The sequence below is a fragment of the Bifidobacterium reuteri DSM 23975 genome (assembly GCF_000741695.1).
GTDB classification, from domain to species: Bacteria; Actinomycetota; Actinomycetes; order Actinomycetales; family Bifidobacteriaceae; genus Bifidobacterium; species Bifidobacterium reuteri.
In genome coordinates, this window is record NZ_JGZK01000017.1 from 126836 (window position 1) to 148314 (window position 21479).

At 59.9% G+C, this 21479-nt stretch carries 16 protein-coding genes; 7 read left to right on the top strand and 9 right to left on the bottom strand.

What is annotated here, in order from left to right; all coding sequences use genetic code 11:
* Positions 1-205: 205 nt before the first annotated feature.
* Positions 206-916, top strand: a complete 711-nt coding sequence (locus BREU_RS09855; protein ID WP_044090449.1) for an HD domain-containing protein — start codon at positions 206-208, stop codon at positions 914-916.
* A 149-nt stretch (positions 917-1065) separates the two neighbouring features.
* Here the strand turns inward: BREU_RS09855 and BREU_RS09860 are convergent, their stop codons facing one another.
* The 3 genes from BREU_RS09860 to BREU_RS09870 all read right to left on the bottom strand — a co-directional run bounded on the left by BREU_RS09860 (position 1066) and on the right by BREU_RS09870 (position 5852).
* Positions 1066-1926, bottom strand: a complete 861-nt coding sequence (locus BREU_RS09860) for a class II glutamine amidotransferase (protein WP_044090441.1) — start codon at positions 1924-1926, stop codon at positions 1066-1068.
* A gap of 115 nt (positions 1927-2041) precedes the next feature.
* Positions 2042-4711, bottom strand: coding sequence for a KUP/HAK/KT family potassium transporter (locus BREU_RS09865; protein WP_308810340.1), 2670 nt, complete (start codon positions 4709-4711; stop codon positions 2042-2044).
* Between the two features lie 181 nt (positions 4712-4892).
* Positions 4893-5852, bottom strand: a complete 960-nt coding sequence (locus BREU_RS09870) for a TatD family hydrolase (protein ID WP_044090442.1) — start codon at positions 5850-5852, stop codon at positions 4893-4895.
* 278 nt (positions 5853-6130) lie between these two features.
* Here BREU_RS09870 and BREU_RS09875 point away from each other — a divergent pair, with 278 nt between their 5' ends.
* A complete protein-coding gene (locus tag BREU_RS09875) occupies positions 6131-7201 on the top strand; it encodes a Fic family protein (RefSeq protein ID WP_044090443.1) in 1071 nt (356 codons plus the stop codon).
* Between the two features lie 25 nt (positions 7202-7226).
* Here the strand turns inward: BREU_RS09875 and BREU_RS09880 are convergent, their stop codons facing one another.
* The 3 genes from BREU_RS09880 to BREU_RS09890 all read right to left on the bottom strand — a co-directional run bounded on the left by BREU_RS09880 (position 7227) and on the right by BREU_RS09890 (position 12605).
* Entirely contained in the window at positions 7227-9035 is a 1809-nt protein-coding gene (locus BREU_RS09880) for an ABC transporter ATP-binding protein (protein WP_044090445.1), read from the bottom strand.
* A gap of 10 nt (positions 9036-9045) precedes the next feature.
* A complete protein-coding gene (locus tag BREU_RS09885; RefSeq protein WP_044090448.1) occupies positions 9046-10947 on the bottom strand; it encodes an ABC transporter ATP-binding protein in 1902 nt (633 codons plus the stop codon).
* A gap of 425 nt (positions 10948-11372) precedes the next feature.
* Positions 11373-12605: an ISL3 family transposase gene (locus BREU_RS09890; RefSeq protein WP_081886676.1), complete on the bottom strand. Its 1233-nt coding sequence runs from the start codon at positions 12603-12605 to the stop codon at positions 11373-11375.
* Positions 12606-12704: 99 nt separating this feature from the next.
* Here BREU_RS09890 and BREU_RS09895 point away from each other — a divergent pair, with 99 nt between their 5' ends.
* A complete protein-coding gene (locus tag BREU_RS09895) occupies positions 12705-12875 on the top strand; it encodes a hypothetical protein (RefSeq protein WP_003829636.1) in 171 nt (56 codons plus the stop codon).
* Positions 12876-12992: 117 nt separating this feature from the next.
* On the opposite strand, the gene BREU_RS09900 is transcribed toward BREU_RS09895, so the two are convergent.
* From BREU_RS09900 to BREU_RS09910, 3 genes are all read right to left on the bottom strand, one after another.
* Positions 12993-13919, bottom strand: a complete 927-nt coding sequence (locus BREU_RS09900; protein ID WP_238567064.1) for a DUF4143 domain-containing protein — start codon at positions 13917-13919, stop codon at positions 12993-12995.
* A gap of 100 nt (positions 13920-14019) precedes the next feature.
* A complete protein-coding gene (locus BREU_RS09905; RefSeq protein ID WP_044095951.1) occupies positions 14020-14901 on the bottom strand; it encodes a family 43 glycosylhydrolase in 882 nt (293 codons plus the stop codon).
* Positions 14898-16166, bottom strand: a complete 1269-nt coding sequence (locus tag BREU_RS09910) for an ISL3 family transposase (protein WP_156100228.1) — start codon at positions 16164-16166, stop codon at positions 14898-14900. Before BREU_RS09910 ends, BREU_RS09905 begins: the two co-directional genes overlap by 4 nt.
* A gap of 292 nt (positions 16167-16458) precedes the next feature.
* Here BREU_RS09910 and BREU_RS09915 point away from each other — a divergent pair, with 292 nt between their 5' ends.
* From BREU_RS09915 to BREU_RS09930, 4 genes are all read left to right on the top strand, one after another.
* On the top strand, positions 16459-17682 hold the full coding sequence (locus BREU_RS09915; protein ID WP_238567066.1) for an extracellular solute-binding protein: 1224 nt from the start codon (positions 16459-16461) through the stop codon (positions 17680-17682).
* A 93-nt stretch (positions 17683-17775) separates the two neighbouring features.
* Positions 17776-18801, top strand: coding sequence for a carbohydrate ABC transporter permease (locus BREU_RS09920; protein ID WP_044089649.1), 1026 nt, complete (start codon positions 17776-17778; stop codon positions 18799-18801).
* Positions 18802-18815: 14 nt separating this feature from the next.
* Positions 18816-19697 carry a carbohydrate ABC transporter permease gene (locus BREU_RS09925; RefSeq protein ID WP_044089650.1) on the top strand — a complete coding sequence of 294 codons (882 nt, stop codon included), beginning with the start codon at positions 18816-18818 and terminating at the stop codon, positions 19695-19697.
* A 150-nt stretch (positions 19698-19847) separates the two neighbouring features.
* Positions 19848-21476, top strand: a complete 1629-nt coding sequence (locus BREU_RS09930) for a glycoside hydrolase family 43 protein (protein WP_044089651.1) — start codon at positions 19848-19850, stop codon at positions 21474-21476.
* Positions 21477-21479: the final 3 nt, after the last annotated feature.

A 21479-nucleotide genomic window follows, 5' to 3' on the forward strand; every position in this document is an offset into this window, starting at 1 on the left:
AAGTATAAGCGGCGTCATTTCAACACTTATACTTGGGATTTCATGTTTGTGGTACCTCACTGAAAGCAGTTATCTGTCCGCGCAAGCGGAAAAGCACCTCACTGAAGGCAGATACTCCCATTCTGTGCAGTGTTGACGCATTACAATGCCCCACGCGCGATATTCTTAGGGAGAGTTTGGCTTACACGGAATGGAGCTGGGCACCATGAGCGGATATATCCCCACGTTGGAGCAGATCGACGAGCTGCACAAGAAGATTGCGCCTTCGCAGGCGGCCTATGATCTGGTGCATACGCATTGCGTGATCGTGGCGACCATCGGCTGCCAGATCGTACGACGTCAGAACGCCCTGTTCACTCGCCGATGCACGTTGCCGGCTGGCGGCGAGTCCTTGGTGCCTTCGCCGGACGGCGTGGTCGGCGGCCAGGTGCCGCCCAGACTGTTGGACGAGCATCTGGTGATGATCGGCGGCCTGCTGCATGATATCGGCACGTATATGGTGTTCAAGCATGACGGCACCGACGGCGAACCATTGAAATTCAGCGGCAAGAAGTACATCACGCACGGGCTGAGGGGCTACAGGTACCTGCTCGACGAAGGCGTGGATGAGTCGATCGCCCAATTCGCCCGTAATCATACCGGAGTGGGGCTTACGCGCGAGGCGGTGGTCGCGCAGGATCTGCCGCTGCCGCCGGACGACTATGTGCCCGTGAACCTGGAGCAGGAAGTGGTGATGTACGCGGACAAGTTCAACAGCAAGTCGCTGCCGCCCAAGTTCCTGACCGTGGACGCCTACACCGCCCGCGCCGAGCGTTTCGGCGAGCAGAACAAGCGGCAGTGGCTGGAGCTGGTCGACAAGTACGGCGTGCCGGACATCCCCGCGCTGGCCGAGAAATACCATCAGATTGTGATCTGAGCCAACCGCCGCCTAGTGGCCGCGTCCGTCCTCTTCACAGCCCCACGAGGTAACGAGGGGCAGTAACGAGGGGTATGAGGCATAAGGGGCCTGCCTCAAGTGAATCAAGTGAATCAAGTGAATCAAGTGAATCAAGTGAATCAGATGAATCAGATGGAACGCAGTCGGAAGGTGCCGTTGCGATTGGAGGCCACGATCATCTGGTCGTTCTCCAGTTCCTGCCAGCCTTCCTGGTCGTAGCCGGAGGAAGACACCACGACGCCGTTCTGCTTGCCGTCGCGATCCGTCAGAGTGCGGTAGCGCATCACACGGTAGTCGGCGGCCTGCTCGCCGCGGCCGTATTCGTCGTAGATTTCGACGATGCGCGGGCTGGTCTTTTCACGGCCCGCGGCGCACAAGGCAACCATCTGGTCCTCGGACTGGATGATGCAGTTGTAGCTGGACTTCGGATATGACTGACGCAGTTCGCGCACGGCCTGAGCGACCGCCTCGTCGAGCGGGAAGCCGAAGCCGACGTACTCAAGGATCACCGCGAAGAAAATGGCGGAATCCGAGCGTCCGCCGGTGGAGAGGAAGACGCTGTGGTCGACCGGATAGGAACGGTTGGTCACGATGTTGCGGCCGTTGGCGTCAGAGATATCGCCGTTATGGATGAAGCTCAAGCCATTGGCGTAGAACGGGTGCTGGTTCTCAATGATGAGCGGCAGATTGGAGCTCGCCAGACGCAGGTGCCAGATGGCCCCGCGAGCCGGCTCGCTGGCCAGCGCGCGGAACGCATGATCGAAACGGGCCGCCACCGTGGACTTGTAGATCTTCACGCCGGTCTCGGGCGAGGGTGCGCCGCCATCACGGACGTACGGCGCCTCGCCGGGGTTGGTCAGTTGCGCCACGCCCCAGCCGTCATTGTGGATTTCCGAGAGTTCGCGGAAGTCCTCGACGTTCTTCGCGCCGAGGATGTCGTTGAGGCTCAGGTCCGCACCTGCCGTCGCGTATCCCAGTAATCTGCACATACCAACACAATCTACCGGGCATATCATCCGACTTGCGGGCTGGGTTATAGGGATTGCTTATAGAGCGCGTCCGGCACCGGGGAACATGCCAATGGTCTGTCTATCCGATAATTGGTTATTCCGGCTTCTGACGCGACGCGCGGGCCATGCGCGCCACGGTGTCGGCATCCGCACGGGTGAAATCGGACTTGCCGCGAGGCTTGCCGGAAGCCGGACGACCGCCCGGCGCGGAGGCTTCGGATTCCACCGCCTTGACCAGTTCGCCGAGGCCGTTGGTAGTGTCGAGCGGATCGGGCACGGCCGCGGGGTCGGCTTTCCGACGCGACGGCACCGGACCACGCACGAAATCCGTACGCTTCAAACGCGGTGGCCGCCTCGTGGAGACGAACAACGGCTGCACTTCGACCAGCGGATTGTAGGGGGCTAGGCCGAACCATTTGACCGGAGAGCCGGCCATGTGGCGGATCGCGTACTTGGCCTGCAGCGAGAGGGCGCCGCGCGAGGACACCTTGGATTCCGGCATGAGCGCCTTGTGAATCAGCACGTACCGGATGGTGCCGATATCCGGGTCGGCGTCCACCTTGGGGTAGAGCGAACGCTGCTTGGGCAGTTCGCCGGTTTTGGACAGGTCGTGCATGATCTGGTGGATGTATGCCGGAATGGACTGGGAGACCTTGAATCCCAGACGGAACCGCACGCGGTACAGGTAGCTGGTGCCGAAGTTCTCCACCGAGTATTCGCGGGTGAACGGCTCGTCGGTGGTCTCCACGCTCACCGCCCACCAGGCGCGGGCGCGCTTGGGGTGATCGGCGAAGATGGAGAAGAAGATGTCCGTATCGAGTCGCTTGGTTTCCGAATCGGAGGTCAGGTAGACGATATTGTCCGCGAAATAGGGGATGCGGAAGTCGCTGTGGAGCTTGTCCAACGCGGGCAGGAAGTCGACGGGACGCATGTGGCGCCGCTGTGCGCGTTCCAGCTTGGTGCCTTCGTTCCACGTGTACATGACGAACAGGATGGCCAAGGTCAGCAGCATCGTGAACCAGCCGCCGTGCAGGAATTTGGCCATGGAGGCCACGAAGAACATGATCTGGATGGCGAGGAACACCACGGTGAAGATCACGGCACCGATGCGGCGACCCGAATACCAGAGGTACACGGCGAGCAGCACGGTGGTGGTGATCATCGTGATGGTCAGCGCCAGACCGTAGGCGGCGGAGATATGTTCGGAATCCTTGAAGATGCCGAGCACGATCAGCGTGGAGACGCACAGCACGCCGTTGACCACCGGAATGTAGAGCTGGCCGCGCGTACGGGCCGGGTAACGCACCTGAAGATGCGGCATCCAGTTGAGGCGCGTGGCTTCGGAGACCATCGTGAACGCACCGGTGATCAGCGCCTGCGAGGCGATGACGCCGGCGGTGACGGACAGCACGACCGCCACGTAGCGCACGTTCGGCGTCATCATCTGGAAGAACGGGTTGAGCGTCTTCATCGTGTTGTATTCGGGGTTGCGGCTGTTGGCGAGGATCCATGCGCCTTGGCCGAAGTAATTGCACACGAGCGCCACTTTGATGAACGGCCAAGTGAAATAGATGTTGCCGCGGCCCACATGACCCATGTCGGAATAGAGCGCCTCGGCGCCGGTGGTGGAGAGGAACACAGTGCCCATCAGGGCGATGCCTGCCGCGTTATGCGGGCTGAACAGGAATTTGACGCCGTAAATCGGATTGAGCGCCTCGAACACGGTCCAGTCGTTGGATAGGTTGACCAGGCCCACGACTGCGAGGAAGGTGAACCAGACCAGCACGATGGAACCGAACACGCGGCCGATGGATTCGGTACCGCGCGACTGCACGGAGAACAGCACCACAATGATGACCACGGTGATCATCAGGGTCAGGCTGGGATTCTCCTCGAATACGTGTTCCAACGGCGGCAGCGTCTGCAAGCCCTCCACTGCCGAGCTGATGGAGACGGCCGGCGTGAGCACGGAGTCGGCGAGGAAGGCGGCACCACCCACCATGGCGGGGATGGCCAGCCACGCGCCACGACGGCGAATCAGCGAATACAGCGCGAAGATGCCGCCTTCGCCGTTGTTGTCGATGCGCATGGCGATGAGCACGTATTTCACGGTGGTGATCAGCGTAATCGACCAGAACACCAGCGAGAGCATGCCCAGCACGGCTTCACGGTCCGCGCTGCCGAGACCGCCCTGGCCGGAGAGGAACGTCTGCGCGGTGTAGAGGGGCGAGGTGCCGATGTCGCCGTATACCACGCCGAGCGCCACGATGGCCATGGAAAGCGTGATTTTGTTCGGACCGGACTGCAGGCGTGCCCACCAGCGGCCGATACGGCCGCGCGCCGCGGTGGAGGCGAGTTTCTCGGCTTCCTTGTTCTCCTCTTCACGCTGCTTGGCGATGGCCTCGCGCTCCTCTTTGGTGAGCGTCCGGCGGGAGACTTTGGGGGCGTTGGTGTATGTATCCGCTCGCAGCAAGGCCGCCTCCTCCTGTTTCAGGGCTTTCGCGGTCTGTTCGGCGGCCGTTTTCGCCGGCTGCTGCTTGGCTGCGGCTTTCGGCTCCGCCTTGGCCTGGGTGGTATTGGATTGAGTCGGCTTGGCTTGGCTCGGATTGGCCACAGGCTTGGCCTGGGTGGTATTGGCCTGCGCCGGCTTGGTATTGCGAGCTTTCGGCTGCCCTTTGGTGGCCGGCCGAGCATTCTGATTGGTTGCTGTGCCCTTGACCTGGGGTTTTTGGGCGCGCGCGGCCTGCTCGTTCGATTCAGCCATACGTTCAGTCCTCCGTGCGGGCGTGGAAACCTCAATCCCGCAATATGTCCCGTTTCTCGATTCTCGAAGTATCGAGAGCCATGGTAGCGCCCTAACGAATTCTTAACAACTTCGCCGCATGACAGTCCTATAAGAGGCCTCGTATGGGACAAACTGAGGTACCGCCGCCCTTCAGTACACCTCAGATGCCGTACACCGCGCGCGTGGTCTCCCGCGTACCCCGCGCCACCTCGGCAATCGGCAGGTCGAGCGTATCCGCCATGGCACGCAGCGTGTACGGAATCATGTAGGGCGCATTGGTGCGGCCGCGGTATGGCATCGGCGTCAGATACGGGGCATCGGTCTCCACCATCGCATGGTCGAGGCCCACGATGCGTAGCGATTCGCGGATGCCATCGTTGCCCTTGTAACTCACCGTGCCGGAGAAGCTCAGGTACCATCCCTGCTCGCGCGCGATCTGCGCCATCTCGGCGTCGCCGGAATAGGAATGGAACACCGTGCGCTCAGGCGAACCGTCTGCCAGCAGTGTTTCGATGACCTCGCGATGCGAGTCGCGGTCATGGATCTGCATCGGCAATCCCAGCTCCTTGGCGAGCGCGATGTGCGCGCGGAACGCCTCGCGCTGCAGTTCCTTCGCGCCGTCGCCGGTGCGGAACAAGTCCATACCGGTCTCGCCGATGGCCACCACCTGCTCGGGGTATTGCGTGGTGAGACGATGCACTTCGGTGAGCGCGTCCTCGAAAGACGTGTCATGGTAAGGCTTGTATTTGAGGGGCAGACCATCCGGCCCCGGCACACCGCGATGCCCGTGGAGCACGGACTCATTGGGGTGTATTGCGAGCGCCGCGTGCACGTTACCTGGATGATCGAGGGCCATCTGGACGGCGGTCATCAGGTGCGGCAGCTCGCAACCGCAGTCGATGATACCCCCAATGCCGACAGATTGCGCCTGCGCCAGCAATTGGTCGACGTCGTACACCGGGACTTCGGGCTGCCCCTTCTCCTGCGCCTCATGGCTCATAGCGCGCGCGAAAGGGATTACGGAGGCCACGTGAGTGTGGTTGTCGATGGTCTGGGCGTCGTCCGGCAATGCTTCAGGTGCCGGGGCCCAGCTACGGTCGCGATGGTGGTGCTTGCTCATGGTTTCTCAGTGTAGGCTGTTTCTCAGTGTAGGCTACCGCCAGCAACGCTCGTAAGGCAGTCCGGTAAGACGTTCGACTACACGACGGGTATCGCCAATCTCGGCCGCCTGAACTTGCCGTCTCTTGCCACGAGCGCAACATTCCCGGGAAAGTAGCGCAACCGGCAAGCGAGATGGCCACCATCCTGCCGCCTTTTCTGCCTCATCAGCCCATTTTCTGCCTCATTTTGATAAAATATGATGCAGAAAAGTTCGTATGATGCAGAAAATGAGGCAGTATGAGATCATTCGACTACATCGAATCAGGTAAGACGTTGCTCACCCCGCACACCACGAGTTTGCTTGCCGCGATTCACGAGGCAAAAGGGCGCCAAAGCATACAGACAACGATCAGACCGGATATATTGGAGACGCTGGTTGCCGTCGCGCGCGTCCAAAGCACAGATGCCTCAAACCGCATCGAAGGTATTTCTACCAGCGATAACAGGCTCAACGATCTCGTCTCGGAGAAAGTCACACCGCGCAATCGCAATGAAGAAGAAATTGCCGGTTACCGTGACGTGCTATCAGCTATTCACGAAAGCCACGACTATATTCCGATTACCCCGAACGTCATTCTTCAACTGCACCGCGACCTCTTCCGGCACACACCACTGACCTTTGCGGGGCATTTCAAGGACAGTGACAACGTCATCATCGAACGAGATGCACACGGGACCAGCACCGTGCGATTCGCCCCACCGTCCGCACTTGCCACACCGGAACTGATCGAACGCGCGTGTTCCGCCTACACGCAAGCAATCCGAGATGAACATACCGATCCATTGCTTGCCATCGCCATGTTCATTCTCGATTTCACCTGCATACATCCGTTCAATGACGGCAACGGCCGCATGAGTCGGCTACTCACGCTCCTGATGTTGTACCGCAATGGCTATATGGTCGGCAAATACATCAGTATCGAACACCTTATCGAGCAAAGTAAAAGCACTTATTATGAGGCGCTGGCCGCAAGCACCCAAGGATGGGACGACAACGCCAATGATTATGCGCCATTCACGAACTACCTGCTTGGCATCATACTGTCCGCGTGCAAGGAATTCGACGAACGCATCAATCTCACGGCAGGCGGCAGAACGCAGGGAGCACCGCGAGTAGCCACCAAGGGAACGCGGATTGAAGCACTGCTTGATCAATCCCTAGTTCCACTCTCCAAGGCCGATATTCTCGCTCGCATGCCCGATACCAGCACCACCACCATTGAGCGCACGCTGAAATCACTGTTGGACTCCGGTACGATCATCAAAATCGGTGCTGGTCGCAACACCCGCTATGTGAAACGCCGCTAAACGCATCCTTGTGCGCAACATCTCGTCACTCTTCCGGCGCTCCGCTGGCCACGCGAATCATCGCGTACTGCGACTCGTAGAGGCGGTAGTACGCGCCCTTGGCGGCGAGCAGCTGCGCGTGCGAGCCGTGCTCGACGATCTGGCCGTGATCGATGTAGAAGATCTCATCCGCGTTCTCGATCGTCGACAGGCGGTGCGCGATGATGAAGCTCGTGCGCCCCTTGAGCAGATGCTGCAGGCCGGCCTGCAGCGCCTCCTCGGTGCGCGTGTCGATGTTGCTCGTCGCCTCGTCCAGGATCAGGATACGCGGGTCGGCGAGCAGCACGCGCGCGAAGGCGATGAGCTGGCGCTGGCCGGCCGACAGGGTCGATCCGCGCTCCTCCACCACCGTGTCGTACCCGTCGGGCAGTTCCATGATGAACTCGTGCGCGTGCACGGCCTTCGCCGCCGCCTCGATTTCCTCGTCGGTGGCGTCGAGCTTGCCGTAGCGGATGTTCTCGCGCACGTTGCCGGAGAAGATGAAGGTGTCCTGCAGCATCACGCCCATCTGCCGGCGCAGCGATGCGAGCGTCACGTCGCGCACGTCGTGGCCGTCGATCGTCACCGAGCCCTCGGACACGTCGTAGAAGCGCGACAGCAGGTTGATGATCGTCGTCTTGCCGGCGCCCGTCGGGCCGACCAGCGCGATCGTGCGCCCCGGTTCGACGTGGAAGTCCACGAGGTTGAGGATGTTGCGGCCGTCCTTCTCGTAGCGGAACACCACGTCGTTGAAGTCGACGCGCCCGCGGATCTGCGGCAGGTCCGCCGCGTCGGGCTTGTTGCGGATCTCCGGCGTGACGTCGAGCGTCTCGAAGATGCGCTCGAGGTACGCCGAGCAGGTGATGAGCTGGTTGTAGAAGTTGCCGATGTTGATCACCGGATTCCAGAAGTTGTTCGCGTAGCCGACGAACGCGATGAGCACGCCGGTGGTCACGTTCACGCCCCCGAAGCCCATCACGCCGACGAAGTAGATGAACGAGATGGTCATCACGGAGATGGTCTGCACGCCCGGCCACATGAGGAACTGGATGTGCACGGCGTGCATCCACGCGGAACGCACCTCGCCCTGCTGCTCCTGGAAGGTCCTGAACTGGGCCTGCTCCTGCGCGAAGGTCTGCGTGGTCTTCACGCCGGCGATCGACTCGTGGATGTAGGCGTTCAGGTTGCTCTGCTTGTTGGAGAGCTTCTGGAAGGCGCGCCGCTGGAAGATCTGCAGCACGCGCACCCAGATGATGAGCACCGGGAACAGGATCAGGCTCCACAGGGCCAGCTGCCAGTCGATCACGAACATCACGATCAGCGTGATCACGAAGGTGAACACGTCGGAGATCACGTTGATCAGACCGGAGCTCAGCGTGTCCGAAAGCGTGTTCACATAGTTGACCACGCGGATCAGGATCTTGCCGTGCGGGCGCGAATCGAAGTAGCTGAAGGGCAGCGTCTGGATATGCGTGAAGATATCGCGGCGCATGTCCTTGAGCATGAGCTGGCCGACGCGCGTGATCGCCACCGTGCGGTAGCGCAGCCCGAACTCGTACAGCACGATCAGCGCGGCGAGGATTACGGCGAGGATGCCGAGCTTGCCGAGGTCCTTGTTCGGGATCGCCTCGTCGATCATGATCTTGGTCAGGTACGGCACGGCGACGACGATGCAGCTCATCGAGATGACGACGACGAGAATGCGCGCCACCTGTGCCATATACGGTTTGAGATATTTGCCGACGCGAGCGATGTCGTGGAGGTCGATGGACTCCTCCAGCTCCTCATCCTCGCGGAATGTATTGCGTTGTGCCATAAGTCCTCTTCTAAAACCCCTGTGCGGCGCCGGACTGGAGTCCGAGCTGCTTGTGGTAGATGTCCCAGTAGCGGCCGTGTGCGGCCACGAGTTCGGCGTGGGTGCCGCGTTCGACGATACGCCCGTGCTCGAGCACCAGAATCAGGTCGGAATCCTTGACCGACGAGATGCGGTGGGCGATGGCGACGATGGTCTTGCCGCCGTCCATCTCCTTGAGGTGCTTCTGGATCTCCGCCTCGGTCTCCATATCGACGGCCGAGGTCGTATCGTCCATAATCAGGATCGACGGATCGTCCGCGAGCGCGCGGGCCAGCGACAGGCGCTGCTTCTGCCCGCCGGACAGGCCCACGCCGCGTTCGCCCACGACGGTGTCATAACCCTGCGGCATCGACCTGATGAAATTGTCCGCGCCGGCGATCTGGGCCATTTTCCGGATATATCGGTCGTCGCTATCATCGCTGGCACCAAAACCGATGTTGCCGCCGATGGTGTCGGAGAACAGGAACGTATCCTGCGCCACGATGCACACCTGCGAGCGCAAGGTGGCCAGCGGCCAGTCGCGTGCGTCGATGCCGTCGATGAGCACATGGCCCACGGTCGGGTCGTAGAAGCGGGAGATAAGGCTGACGAGCGTGGACTTGCCCGCGCCGGTTTCGCCGAGGATGCCGAGCTTGGAGCCGGCGGGCACGGTGAAGTCGAGGTCCTTGAGGATCGGGGTCTCCGGGTCGTCCGGGAAGGCGAAACTGACGTGGTCGAAGCGGATGTCGCCCTTGATGCGCAGCGGGCAGGACTTGCGTTCGGCGGACTGCTGGGCACCGGATGTTCCGGAAGCCCCGGGCGCTCCGGTAGCCTCATCATCGTGCTTGACTTGCTCGACGATCGTGACCGCCTGCTTGACGGCTTCGGCCGCGTCGGGCTTCTCCACGATGCGCGGCTGTTCGGTGAGCAGCTTACGAATCTTGATGCAGCTGGCGTTGAATCGCTGCCAGTCGTTGATGAGCCAGCCGGACTGGCGCACCGGGCCGTCGATCATCCACAGGAAGGAGTTGAAACTCACCAGATTGCCGAGGGTCATGTAGCCCTTGATGACAAGAAAGCCGCCGAGGCCGAGCGTGATGAGCTGCAGCGAGAAGCCGAGGCCGTCCAGCCAAGGCATGTACTTGCGCGAGTTGTAGGCCAGGGCCATGTTGCGCTGCATGTAATCATCGTTGTGCTCGTCGAACTTTTCGGTCTCGTACGGTTCGCGCACGAATGCCTTGACCACACGGTTGCCCTCGATGTTCTCTTCGACCATGGAGTTGAGGGAGGCCAGCGAGTTGCGGATGGAGAAGAACAGCGGGTGGGCGTGCGTGGACAGGCCGCGCGTGAGCACAAAAATGAACGGCGTGACGCAGGCCAGGACGAGCGCGAGTCGCCAATCGATAGCGAACATCACGCACAGGGCGCCCACGAACATGACCACGCAGTCGGCGATCTGATAGCTCACCCAACTCAGGCAGTGGCGGATCGCGTCAGTGTCGGAGGTCAGGCGGCTCATGATGTCGCCGGTGCGTGTGTGGTTGAAGTACGTGAAGTCGAGCTCGTGCAGCTTCTCGTATTCGTCGGAGACGAGGCGGTAGACCGAGTTCTGGCCGAAACGCTCCATCCACATCTGGTAGCCGTATCGCGCGCCCACGCGGATGATGGTCATGAGGATCATCAGTCCACACAGACGCGGCAGTTCGTCGGCATGTCCGCCGACGATGACGCGGTCCACGATGATGCCGGACAGAATCGGAATGGTCAGGGCCATCGTGTTGTTGGCGATGAACAGTAGGAGCGCGCCTACCACGCGGGGCAGGTCTGGTTTGCAGTATGGCAGCACCCATTTGAGGTTGCTTGCGCTGGTATTGATTCCCGGATCGACGTACATGTGAGGGGATCACCGTTTCTTGGGGATTGTTTGCTTGTGGTATGGTGCGGCATGCTCCTGCGCCGCACGCGGCAATCGCTGCCGCCACGATTCACGATCAGCCGTGCCGTGCTTCGCACTGCGCCTGTCATTGGCCGCATGACCGGAGCTCTCCTTCATCGGTCGAAGCACGTTCGACTTTCGCAAACGCGTACTAGTCTAGGCGGCCTGCGTCCAATCGCAACAGCCTGCAACTCTGCGTGTTCCCCGCATTAGCAACGCGGCACGACCCAATTCGCGACGCATTCCCCGGAATGTGTCGCGCGAAACGTTGCGCATGCGGCAATGCACGCTCGAGACCTGTTGCATACCAGTCGACCAAATTATAGAATCACAATTAAGTAAATTACGATTGGCTATTCGCTGTTTGTGGTGGGTTGTGGGGGTTAGGCGGTGACTGCTTTGAGGTCGAGTTTGCCGCAGGTCAGGTAGATCATGGTGGCGAAGTAGTCCATGTTCCTGAATCCGCGTGCTCGTCGTTTGACGTTCTGGATGACGCTGTTGACGCCCTCGAGGACCGCGTTGGTGTACGGGTGGGTGAAGTAGGCCAGGATCTCGTTCCAGTGCCTGCGGATCATGCGGGCGAGGTCCTTCATGGGTTCCAGCCGTGAGTGCATCATCCACGAGCACAGGCGGTGCAGGCGCGACCACGCCTCGCCTGGCGTGCGGCTGGTCTCGTAGATGTCCTGCAGGGTCTCGCGCATCTGGCACGCCCGGCCGGTCTTCAGCCGCTGTTTCATGAGAGCGCGTTTGGTTTCCAACTGCAGTTCGCTCAGCCCGGACTCGTTGCGCAGCCACAGGTACTTCGTCCTCTTCAGCAGCCCGTTGGAGCGTCCTTCGGCCTTCCGGACCTTGTCGACGGCCTCGTTGGCGTGCTTGACAACGTGGAACTTGTCGACGATCCGCTCCGCGTTGGGCAGGTATTCACGGATGCCCTTCCGGAACCCCAGGCTCATGTCGCAGGTGACGAGCCGCACGTATCCGGGCACTCCGTTGTGCGCCGTGAAGTCGTCGACGAACCGCTTCACCGTGGTCGAGTCCTTGCCGGCCGTCACGTTGATCACGTCGTGCTCGACGAGGTCGGCGACCACCGTGATGTAGTTGTGCCCCTTGCGGCTGGTCTCGTCGATGCCGACGGCCTCCACGCCCGTGTAGTCCTCGAGCCTGCGGGCCTCGTCCACGTAGTGCGCGATGAACCGCCACAGGCGGGTGTCGGTCTCGTCGACCTGCTCGGCGAGCGTGCTGACCGGCAGGTGGCGGGCCATCTCGACCGCCCACGCCTCGAACAGGAGCGTGAACCCGCTGCCCGGCCTCGCCCACGGGACAGGCACGGTCCTCACGCCATGCTCCGGGCATGCCACGCGCGGCACGCCGGCATGGATGAACGCCTTGTACTGGAAGAAGTTCAGATGCCTCCACACGCGCCCGCGCGTGTCATGCACCGGGCACTCGTCCCGCCGGCACCCCGGCTCGGGGCAACGGAACCGCGAGCCCGTCTCGAAACCGATCCCGATGTGCAACTCCTGCCTGCCGTCGTCGCCGTCCCGGAAATCCACGGACTCGACCCTCCAAGGCTCCCGCAGCTGGAGCGCGGCCGTGAACAAACGCGAGGTATCCATGCCTCCAACCTACCCGACAGACATCACACCGCACACCATCACCCACCACAAACAGCGAAAGGCCTTACGATTCTATTCTGCGAATGCAAATGGCGCAGCATGCCATCCGGTCTGCAGCAGTTGGAAGTGCTGCGCAATCGCGCCAGACTGCTGCACCCCGAAACCAGCCATTACATGCTGTTCTCCAAATCAGGCTTCGACGAGCACGTCGCCGCCCGCGCGGCGCAAGACGGTACAGTGACGCTTGTCGATTTTGCGGATATGGATTAGTCGGTTCACTCCATTGCGGACGGTAAGGGTGAAGTAACAGGGCTGGGTCAATGGATCGAACCTCTAGGACGGGCAACAGACCCAATCCGCGACACATTCCCGGGAAAGTGGTGCGCGTTACATCACGCTCAAACAACCCAGCATATATATGGGCAGGTATTCGGTTCGGCCAACAGTCTCCACGTTGCCATCATGGAACACGTAGGCATGGGCAAACCGATAATTGTCGGTATCCAGTAGGTTGTTCATGGCCCGATGCCGCGTATAGTCCTTGCTTGATTTGATTTCAACCAGTGAAATATCATCCAGACCTTGCTGCACAACAAAATCAACTTCCCCAATACGGTTCTGGTTGAAGTAATGCAGTTCCAATCCCTGTGCAAACAGTTCCTGAGCCGCTGCATTCTCGAAAATCGACCCGTAATTCATACTGGATCGGTGATTCACAATCTCCAAGTCCACACTGCGTATCAAACGGGAGGTCAGCAAACCGACATCGTTCATGTACAGTTTAAACGTGTTCTCGTCGGTATGCTCCGTCAGCGGGTATTCAGGGTTCTGCACGCGCGAAGTAGGCAAGGCGATACCTGCGTTCGCCAACCAATCGAACGCCGTCTGCATATGAGCGAACCTGATATTCTTGCCCAACTTGGAGAACTTGAATCGTTTGTTTTCCGCATTGAGCTGACTTGGAATCGCCTCGTAAATGCTCTTGATATGACGACGTTCCACCAAATCGGAGACATATTTGGTGATGTCGTATTCATAGGTATCGAATATGGCCTGCTGAGTATTGCGGATCTTGACAATATCGGCAGAATCCACGAATGACTGCACTGCGTCGGGCATGCCACCAATCAGCAGATACTTGTACCACAGGTCGGTGAGCCGTTCATGTAGATAATCGGGAACCTCCCGTCGATCCACATAACATTCACGTTTTACGTATTGTGCGACGGAATCGGCATCTCCCGCAACACGTGAGATATGCAAAAGTGCCGCACGCTGAATGGTGATCAGCGTACGGCACTGCGCGAAACGCATGAAATCCGCAGAACGCACGAAACTCACGAAACAGATAAAACGTACAAAACGCAAGCAAGGCGAAGACAACGAGAACAGACAGAGACAGACATCCTACAGGTCAGAACGCCAGCGAACGCACGTAGGAACCAACTTGCGGGCGAACGGGAACCAACGAGCCGTCCGAATCATAATCGAGCGGCGCGAATACCACTTCGCGATGGCAACCATCGCCTCCAGCCCAGCGACCGGCCGGATTGTAGGCGAACCGGTGATACGCGATAATCCATTCGTCGGTACCGGGAATATTCACGATATTGTGATGACCGGTGGCATACAGCTTGCGCGCCGGGTCTTGTTCGATCAGCACGCGCGGTTCGCTCCAGGGCCCATGCAGCGATTCGGCCATCGCGTACTTGACGCAGTATTCCGGCTCTCGGGCGTCGTTCTCCGACCAGCTGGCGTAGTAGATGCCGTTGCGCTTGTGAATCCAGATGGCTTCACGGAAATCGCCCGGCACCCAGCTGAAAGCGCGCGATTCGTCGAACGACAGACAGTCCTCATTGAGCGGCGCGGCCCAAGCTATGCCGTTGCCCCACAGGAAGTACCGGGTGCCATCATCCTCCACGTATACGCCGGGGTCAATGGTGTGGCAATCGAACGTACCTTCGCGCACGATTGGTTCGGGCTCAGGCACGAACGGCCCGCACGGGGATTCGCCCACAGCGGCGCCGATCTGGGAACCGGCCACAAAGTAGAACACGTATTTGCCGTCCGCGCGCTGTACCACGGAAGGCGCCCAAGCACCATCCGAGCCATCCCACCACGGCACATCGCGCAAGTCGAGCGCCGGATATCGCTCCCATGTGGCCAAGTCATCGGACACATACACACTGAACGCGGTGGTGTCCCAATTATCCACACCGTCATCGGTGCAGTACAGGAAATATGGCTCTTCGGGTGTTTGTGTGGGTGTGGAGCACTGGTCCGGCCTTCTGGTTATTGGCGTCCGGGGAGTTGGAGGTCAAGTCCTCCGCATTTGAGCATGACGAGGCTGATGAGGTTGTCGAGGTTGCGGTAGCCGTAGCCGATCTTGATGGTGGTCTTGATCTTGTTGTTGATGGCCTCGAGCCTGGCGTTGGACAGTCCGGAACGGATGGTTGTGAGGATGTCGAAGTGGCGTCTGGCGATCTTCTCGCCGAGCGGGACGAATCCCGGGATGCCGGACAGGAACGCGTCCACGGCCCATTGGCGCAGCATGGGCGCGGCCTCGTCCGCCGTCTGCTTGAGGATCATCCTGAGGCGTTCCTTGAGCTTGTACGCCTCCCAGAGGGTCTCGTTGGTGTTCGCCACGCACTCCAATTGGGCCTTCTGGCCGGCGGTCAGGTCGCCCTCGTTCTTCAGCAGCGCCCATCTGGCGCCCTTGATCGGGTCCTTGGCGCCTTTCCGGGTCGTGCCGGCCTTTCTGGCCTCGCGCCATGCGGCGGTTCGGACCTTGTCGAGCGCGTCGGTCGCCCAGGACACGATGTGGAACCCGTCGAGGATGCGTTCGGCCTGCGGGCACCAGCGGAACGCGCACTCGTCGATCCACCGCGCCCCGTCGCCGGTGATCACCTGGATGGATGCGCGCTGGGCCGGCGTCAGCTGCTGGAAGAACAGGTCGAAGACCTTCTCCCCGTGCCCCGGGTGCATCCAGACCACGCGCCCGCGGTCGTGGTCGACGACGACCGTCATGTACTTGTGGCCTTTTCTGTAGCTGGTCTCGTCCACGCCGATGGAACGCAGATGGTCGAACAGGCCGGCGCCCTGTTCGGCGCGCAGGTCGTCGGCCACGCGCCGGCAGATCGGCCCCACGCTCTTCCAGTCGACGCGAGTCAGGGCCGACACGGCGCTGCGCGGCGCGTGCACGCTCAGCCACGCGACCTGTTGCTCGAAGTCATACGTGTACGCGCTCTTGCGTCTCGCCCACGGCACCATCGCGACCGTCACGCCATGCCCGGCGCAGGCCACGCGCCGAGGCGCGTACTCCAGGAAAAGCCTCGCGCAGCCGATGTCGAGATGCCGCCATCGTCGCGTGGGCAGACGGTCATACGGCCGGCCATGCCCGCCGCATTCGGCGCACCGGCCCGTGTCCCTCGCATACGGGCGGACCGGGACGACGACGGTCTCACGGCCGGTGCGATCCCGTTCGATGCGGGGCGTGCCGATCACGACGTTGGCGGGCAGATGCAGCATGCGCTTGAGCGCGCCGGCTGATATGGTGGGCACAGGCGTTCCTCTGTTCTTCGGTTCTATTTCTTGGCGGAAACAAACCTAACAGGCGAACGCCCCTTCCATACCCGCATACACAAAAGCCCCGGCCACAACGCCGAGGCTCAACACCCCACCACACAAACTGGCGAAGGCTCATAATTACTTGCATTGCTCAATAAATCCGCTGCTGAAAACGCTTCGAAACTTTCGATAATGTACATGTCCAATGGCGTGAACATAAAAGGAGACGACAATGAAGTTCAAGACCATTGCAGCTGCTACGTAGGCCGTTGCGACGCTGATTGGCATGGCTGGCTGCGGCACTTCGAGCAATGCCAATGACGATAAGACCATCACGTTCTGGCACAATGCCTCATCCGGTGACGGCAAGCAGTATTGGGCCGATCTTGCGGCTGCGTTCGAAAAGAAGAACCCGGGTGTGAAGATCGAGATCCAGGCCATCCAGAACGAAGACTTCGCTGGCAAGCTCCAGACCGCCATGCAGGATCCCGCATCGGGTCCTGATGTGTACATGTCTCTTGGCGGCGCGAAGACCCAGGAGATGATCGACGCAGGCCAGTCTCTGGATCTGACGGACAAGATCTCCGATACCGTCAAGACCGATATGAAGACCACCCTTTCCGCAGCCACCTTTGACGGCAAGGTCTATGGTGTTCCGGTCTCCGTTGAGCCAGGCGGCATCTCGTATTCCAAGGACCTGTTCTCTCAGGCGGGAATCACCGAGGCTCCCACCACCTTCTCCGAGCTCAAGGCCGACGCGCAGAAGCTCAAGGATGCAGGCATCACGCCGATTGCGCTGGGTGGAAAGGATGCATGGCCTGCGGCACATTGGTACTACTGGCTGGCATTGCGCGAATGCTCACCGTCCGTGTACTCCAAGGGCACGGAAAAGCAGGACTTCTCCGACAAGTGCTGGACTCGGGCCGGTGACGATCTGAAGGAATTGGCGGACATGGATGTCTTCAATGAAGGATACATGACCACCACGGCCCAGCAGGGTGCCAACTCCTCCGCCGGCTTGCTGGCAAACCACAAGGCCGCCATGGAACTGATGGGTGCATGGGAGCCGGGCGTGCTGAAGGACCTCACCCCTGATCAGCAGCCGATGGCCGATCTCGGATTCTTCGCTTTCCCCTCCGTTGACGGAGGCAAGGGCGAGGATGGTGCTCTGATGGGTGGCGTCACCTACTTCCAGGTGAACCCCGAAGCTCCCGACATCGCCGTCGACTTCGTGAACTTCATGGCCGAAAAGGACAATCAGGAGAAGTACGCAACCGCCTTCTCCACCATCCCCGCTTCGACCGCGGCCCGCGGAGCCGTGAATGATGAATCCCTCAAGGCAGTGCTCGAATTCCTCAACCAGTCCTCCTCCATGCAGCTGTGGATGGACACCGCTCTGGGAACCAATATCGGCACCGCTTTGAACTCTGGTGTGGTCAACATGCTGTCCGGCAAGGGCTCTTCGCAAGACATCGTCAAGGCCATGCAGGACGCGGCGGCCAAGGGCTGATCGCCATCGTAAGGCAGGCTGCGGATGCGGTTGTCACACCGTTTCCGCAGCCGCCATTCGATGAATCGCTAACAACATCTGTGGAGTAAGAGCATGACGAGTACAAGCAACACCAACGTATCCGTGAAACATCGGAGCAAGCGCGTCACCGACGGCAAGGTACGCCGCAACATCGAGATCTTCATTCTTTCCGCACCGGCCATCATCCTGTTCTGCGCTTTTGTGATTCTTCCCATCATTCTGGGCGCGTACTACGGATTCTATAAGTGGAAGGGCTTCGGCACCCCCTCGAAGAACGGAAAGTTCGTCGGGCTGCAGAACTACGTCACCGCTCTGAGCGATCCCAACTTCCAGGCGGCCATCCTGCACACCTTCGAAATCGTCGTTTGCTCTTTGGTCATCCAAGCGCCGCTGGCGATTCTGTTCGCATTGCTGCTCAATCAGAAATTCAAAGGCCGTGCACTGATCCGCACCCTCATCTTCGTGCCCTATGTGGTGTCCGAAGTCATTGTCGGCACCGGCTGGAGCCTGCTGCTGCAGAAGACCGGAGCGGTCAACCAGCTTCTCGGCAAGATCGGTATCGAAGGGCCGGACTGGCTGGCCGATCCGAAGATCGCAATCTGGACGCTGCTATTGCTGATCAGCTGGAAATACATCGGTTTTGCCGTCATCCTCATGCTCGCCGGCATGCAGTCCATCCCCGAGGAGCTGTATGAGGCCGCCAGGGTGGATGGAGCCGGTTTCTGGCAGATGCAGAAGAGCATCACGCTGCCGCTGCTGGCGCCGACCCTGCGCATCTGGGTGTTCTTGTCGATGATCGGTTCCCTGCAGCTGTTCGATTTGGTCTACATCATCTGGGGCCAATACGTATCCACCACGGCGGGAGTGTCCACCATGGCCACCTACATGGTGCGTGAAGGCCGAGGAGCCGGCAACTACGGCTATGGTTCCGCAGTCGCCCTCATTATCTTCATCATCTCCCTGATTGTGGCTTTGACATATCAGCGTTTCGTGTTGAGCCGTGATCTGGACGGTGCGCTGACCGAGCAGAAGCAGGCGAAGAAGCGCGCGGCGAAGCGCGCCAAGGAGGCCCAGCGTCTTGCTGAGGCCGCACAGTGAACGAGGTAAGTGAAATGTCAGCAGCAATCTCCACGTCAACAAAGTTCACCGCCAAGAACGGATACCGGCTTTCGTCCAAGACACCTTGGGGCAACCCTGCCGTGTATTTCTTCTCACTGGTCCTGGTCGCCATCTGCGTCACTCCGGTGCTGTACATCATCTTCGGCGGCTTCCGCACCAATTCCCAGATCACGAACGATCCTGCCGGATTCCCGAATCCCTGGGTCATCGACAACTACGTCGAGGTGATCGCCAGCGACATCTTCTGGGGTGAATTGGTCAACTCACTGATTGTCGGCATCTCGACGATGATAGGTGTGGTAGTGCTCGGCATCATGGTGAGCTTCGTCATCGCCCGATACCGTTTCCGCTATGCGCCCCTGATGTATGCGCTGTTCTCCGCGGGCCTGATGTTCCCGATGACGGTCGGTATCACTCCGCTGTATCTGATGATTCGCAACTTGGGACTGTCGAACTCGCTTGCAGGCATCATTCTGCCGCAGATCGCCTTTGGCCTGCCGCAGACCATCATCATTCTGGTGCCATTCCTCCAGTCCATTCCGATGGAGCTTGAGGAGGCGGCGCTGCTGGATGGCTGCTCGCGTCTCGGATTCTTCGCCCGCATGGTCATCCCGCTGTCCATGCCCGGTGTGGCGACAACAGGCATTCTGACATTCGTCGGAAGCTGGAATTCATACATGCTCCCGCTCTTCGTGCTCAGCAGCGACAGCAAATACACTTTGCCGCTCGGCGTGCAGATGTTCAGCTCGGAACACTCCGTGGACACCGCCCGAGTGCTTGCCTTCACCTCTCTTGCCATGCTGCCCGCCTTGATCTGCTTCACCATCTTCCAGAAGAAGATCGTGGGCGGTCTGACAGGAGCGGTCAAGGGCTGATTCGTGTGACCGACAATCACACCTCGACCATCAACCATCACATTCCATACCTGTACCGCGGGAAGGACGGCTTCCGAGCTGTTTTCGGGGTGATTCCTTTCCCGGAACCTTCCCGCGGCACGCCCTATTCTTTTCAATGAGGAGAAGAACATGAAAATCTCCAACCCGGTGCTTCCCGGATTCAATGCCGACCCCTCGATGATCCGCGTAGGCGACACCTATTACATTGCCAACTCCACATTTGACTGGTGGCCGGGCGTGAGGCTGCATGAGTCCAAGGACATGGTTCATTGGAATCTCCTGCCCAGCCCCCTGAACCGCATCTCCCAGCTGGATATGAAAGGCAATCCCTCCGGTGGCGGTGTCTGGGCCCCGGACCTGTCATATGCGGACGGCAGGTTCTGGCTAGTCTATTCGAACGTGAAAATCGTCAACGGAGCGTTCAAGGATTGCGCGAATTATCTGGTCACAGCCGAAGACATCCACGGTCCGTGGAGCGAACCGATCCGCATCAACGGAGTGGGCTTCGACGCCAGCCTCTTCCATGACGACGACGGGCGCAAATATCTGGTTCAGCAGACTTGGGACTTCCGCGAATACCATCACGCTTTCAACGGCATCACCTTGACCGAATTCGATACGGCAACCATGCAATTGAAGCCGGAAACAGCCCGTACCATCTGGCAAGGCACCGATGTCAAGCTCGTCGAGGGACCTCACCTCTACAAAATCGACGGCTGGTACTACCTCTTCGCGGCCGAGGGCGGCACACAGTATGAGCATCAGGAATCCGTGGCCCGCTCGCGTACGCTGGATGCCGATTCCTTTGAAGGTGATCCGCACAACCCGTTCATCTCCAATTTCGATACACCTGACACCTACCTGCAGAAGCAAGGACATGGCGCATTGGTGGAGACCCCCGGCGGTGAATGGTATTACGCTTCCCTGTGTGGGCGCCCATGGAGGCATGATACGGAATCATCCCACGGAGTGCGCGGATGGTGCACACTCGGACGGGAAACCTCAATCCAGAAAGTCGAATGGGATGAGGACGGCTGGCCATATGTGGTCGGTGGACATGCCGGTGAACGGTATGTCGAAGCCCCACATGATGCCATCGTCACCGATGCCCCTACTGGCCACTCCCAGCATGATGAGTTCGAGTCGGATGTTCTCGACCCCAATTGGAACACGCTGCGTGTGCCGTTTACCGATGCCATGGGGCATGTGGGCGGTGGGGCGCTGACCTTGCGCGGGCAAGGTTCGCTGTCCAACCTGTTCGAGCTTTCGCTGATCGGACGCCGTTGGCAGGCCTTCGACTTTGACGCCGAAACCAAAGTGACCTTCAATCCGGACAACTACATGCAAATGGCCGGACTGGTGAATTTCTACAACCACATCTGCTGGTCGTGGGCATTCGTCACTTGGTGCGAGGATTGCGGCAGACGGGTGATTGAGGTGGCCCAGAACGATTTTGACGGGTACACCTCATTCCTCAAAGACAAGGCCATCGCAATACCGGACGACGTCGAATCCGTATGGCTTCGTACCAAGGTTCGTACCAAGACCTACACCTACGAGTACTCATTCGATGGCGAAGCCTGGCATGAGATTCCGGTCACCTTGGATGCCGCAGTGCTTTCCGACGATTATGTGGCCAGCCATTATGGCGGTTTCTTCACCGGTGCCTTTGTATGCCTTGCCGCCGTGGACCTCGCCGGTTATGGCAAGGAGGCCGTATTCGATTACTTCGATTACCGGGAGACTGAAGCCGAATAGAAG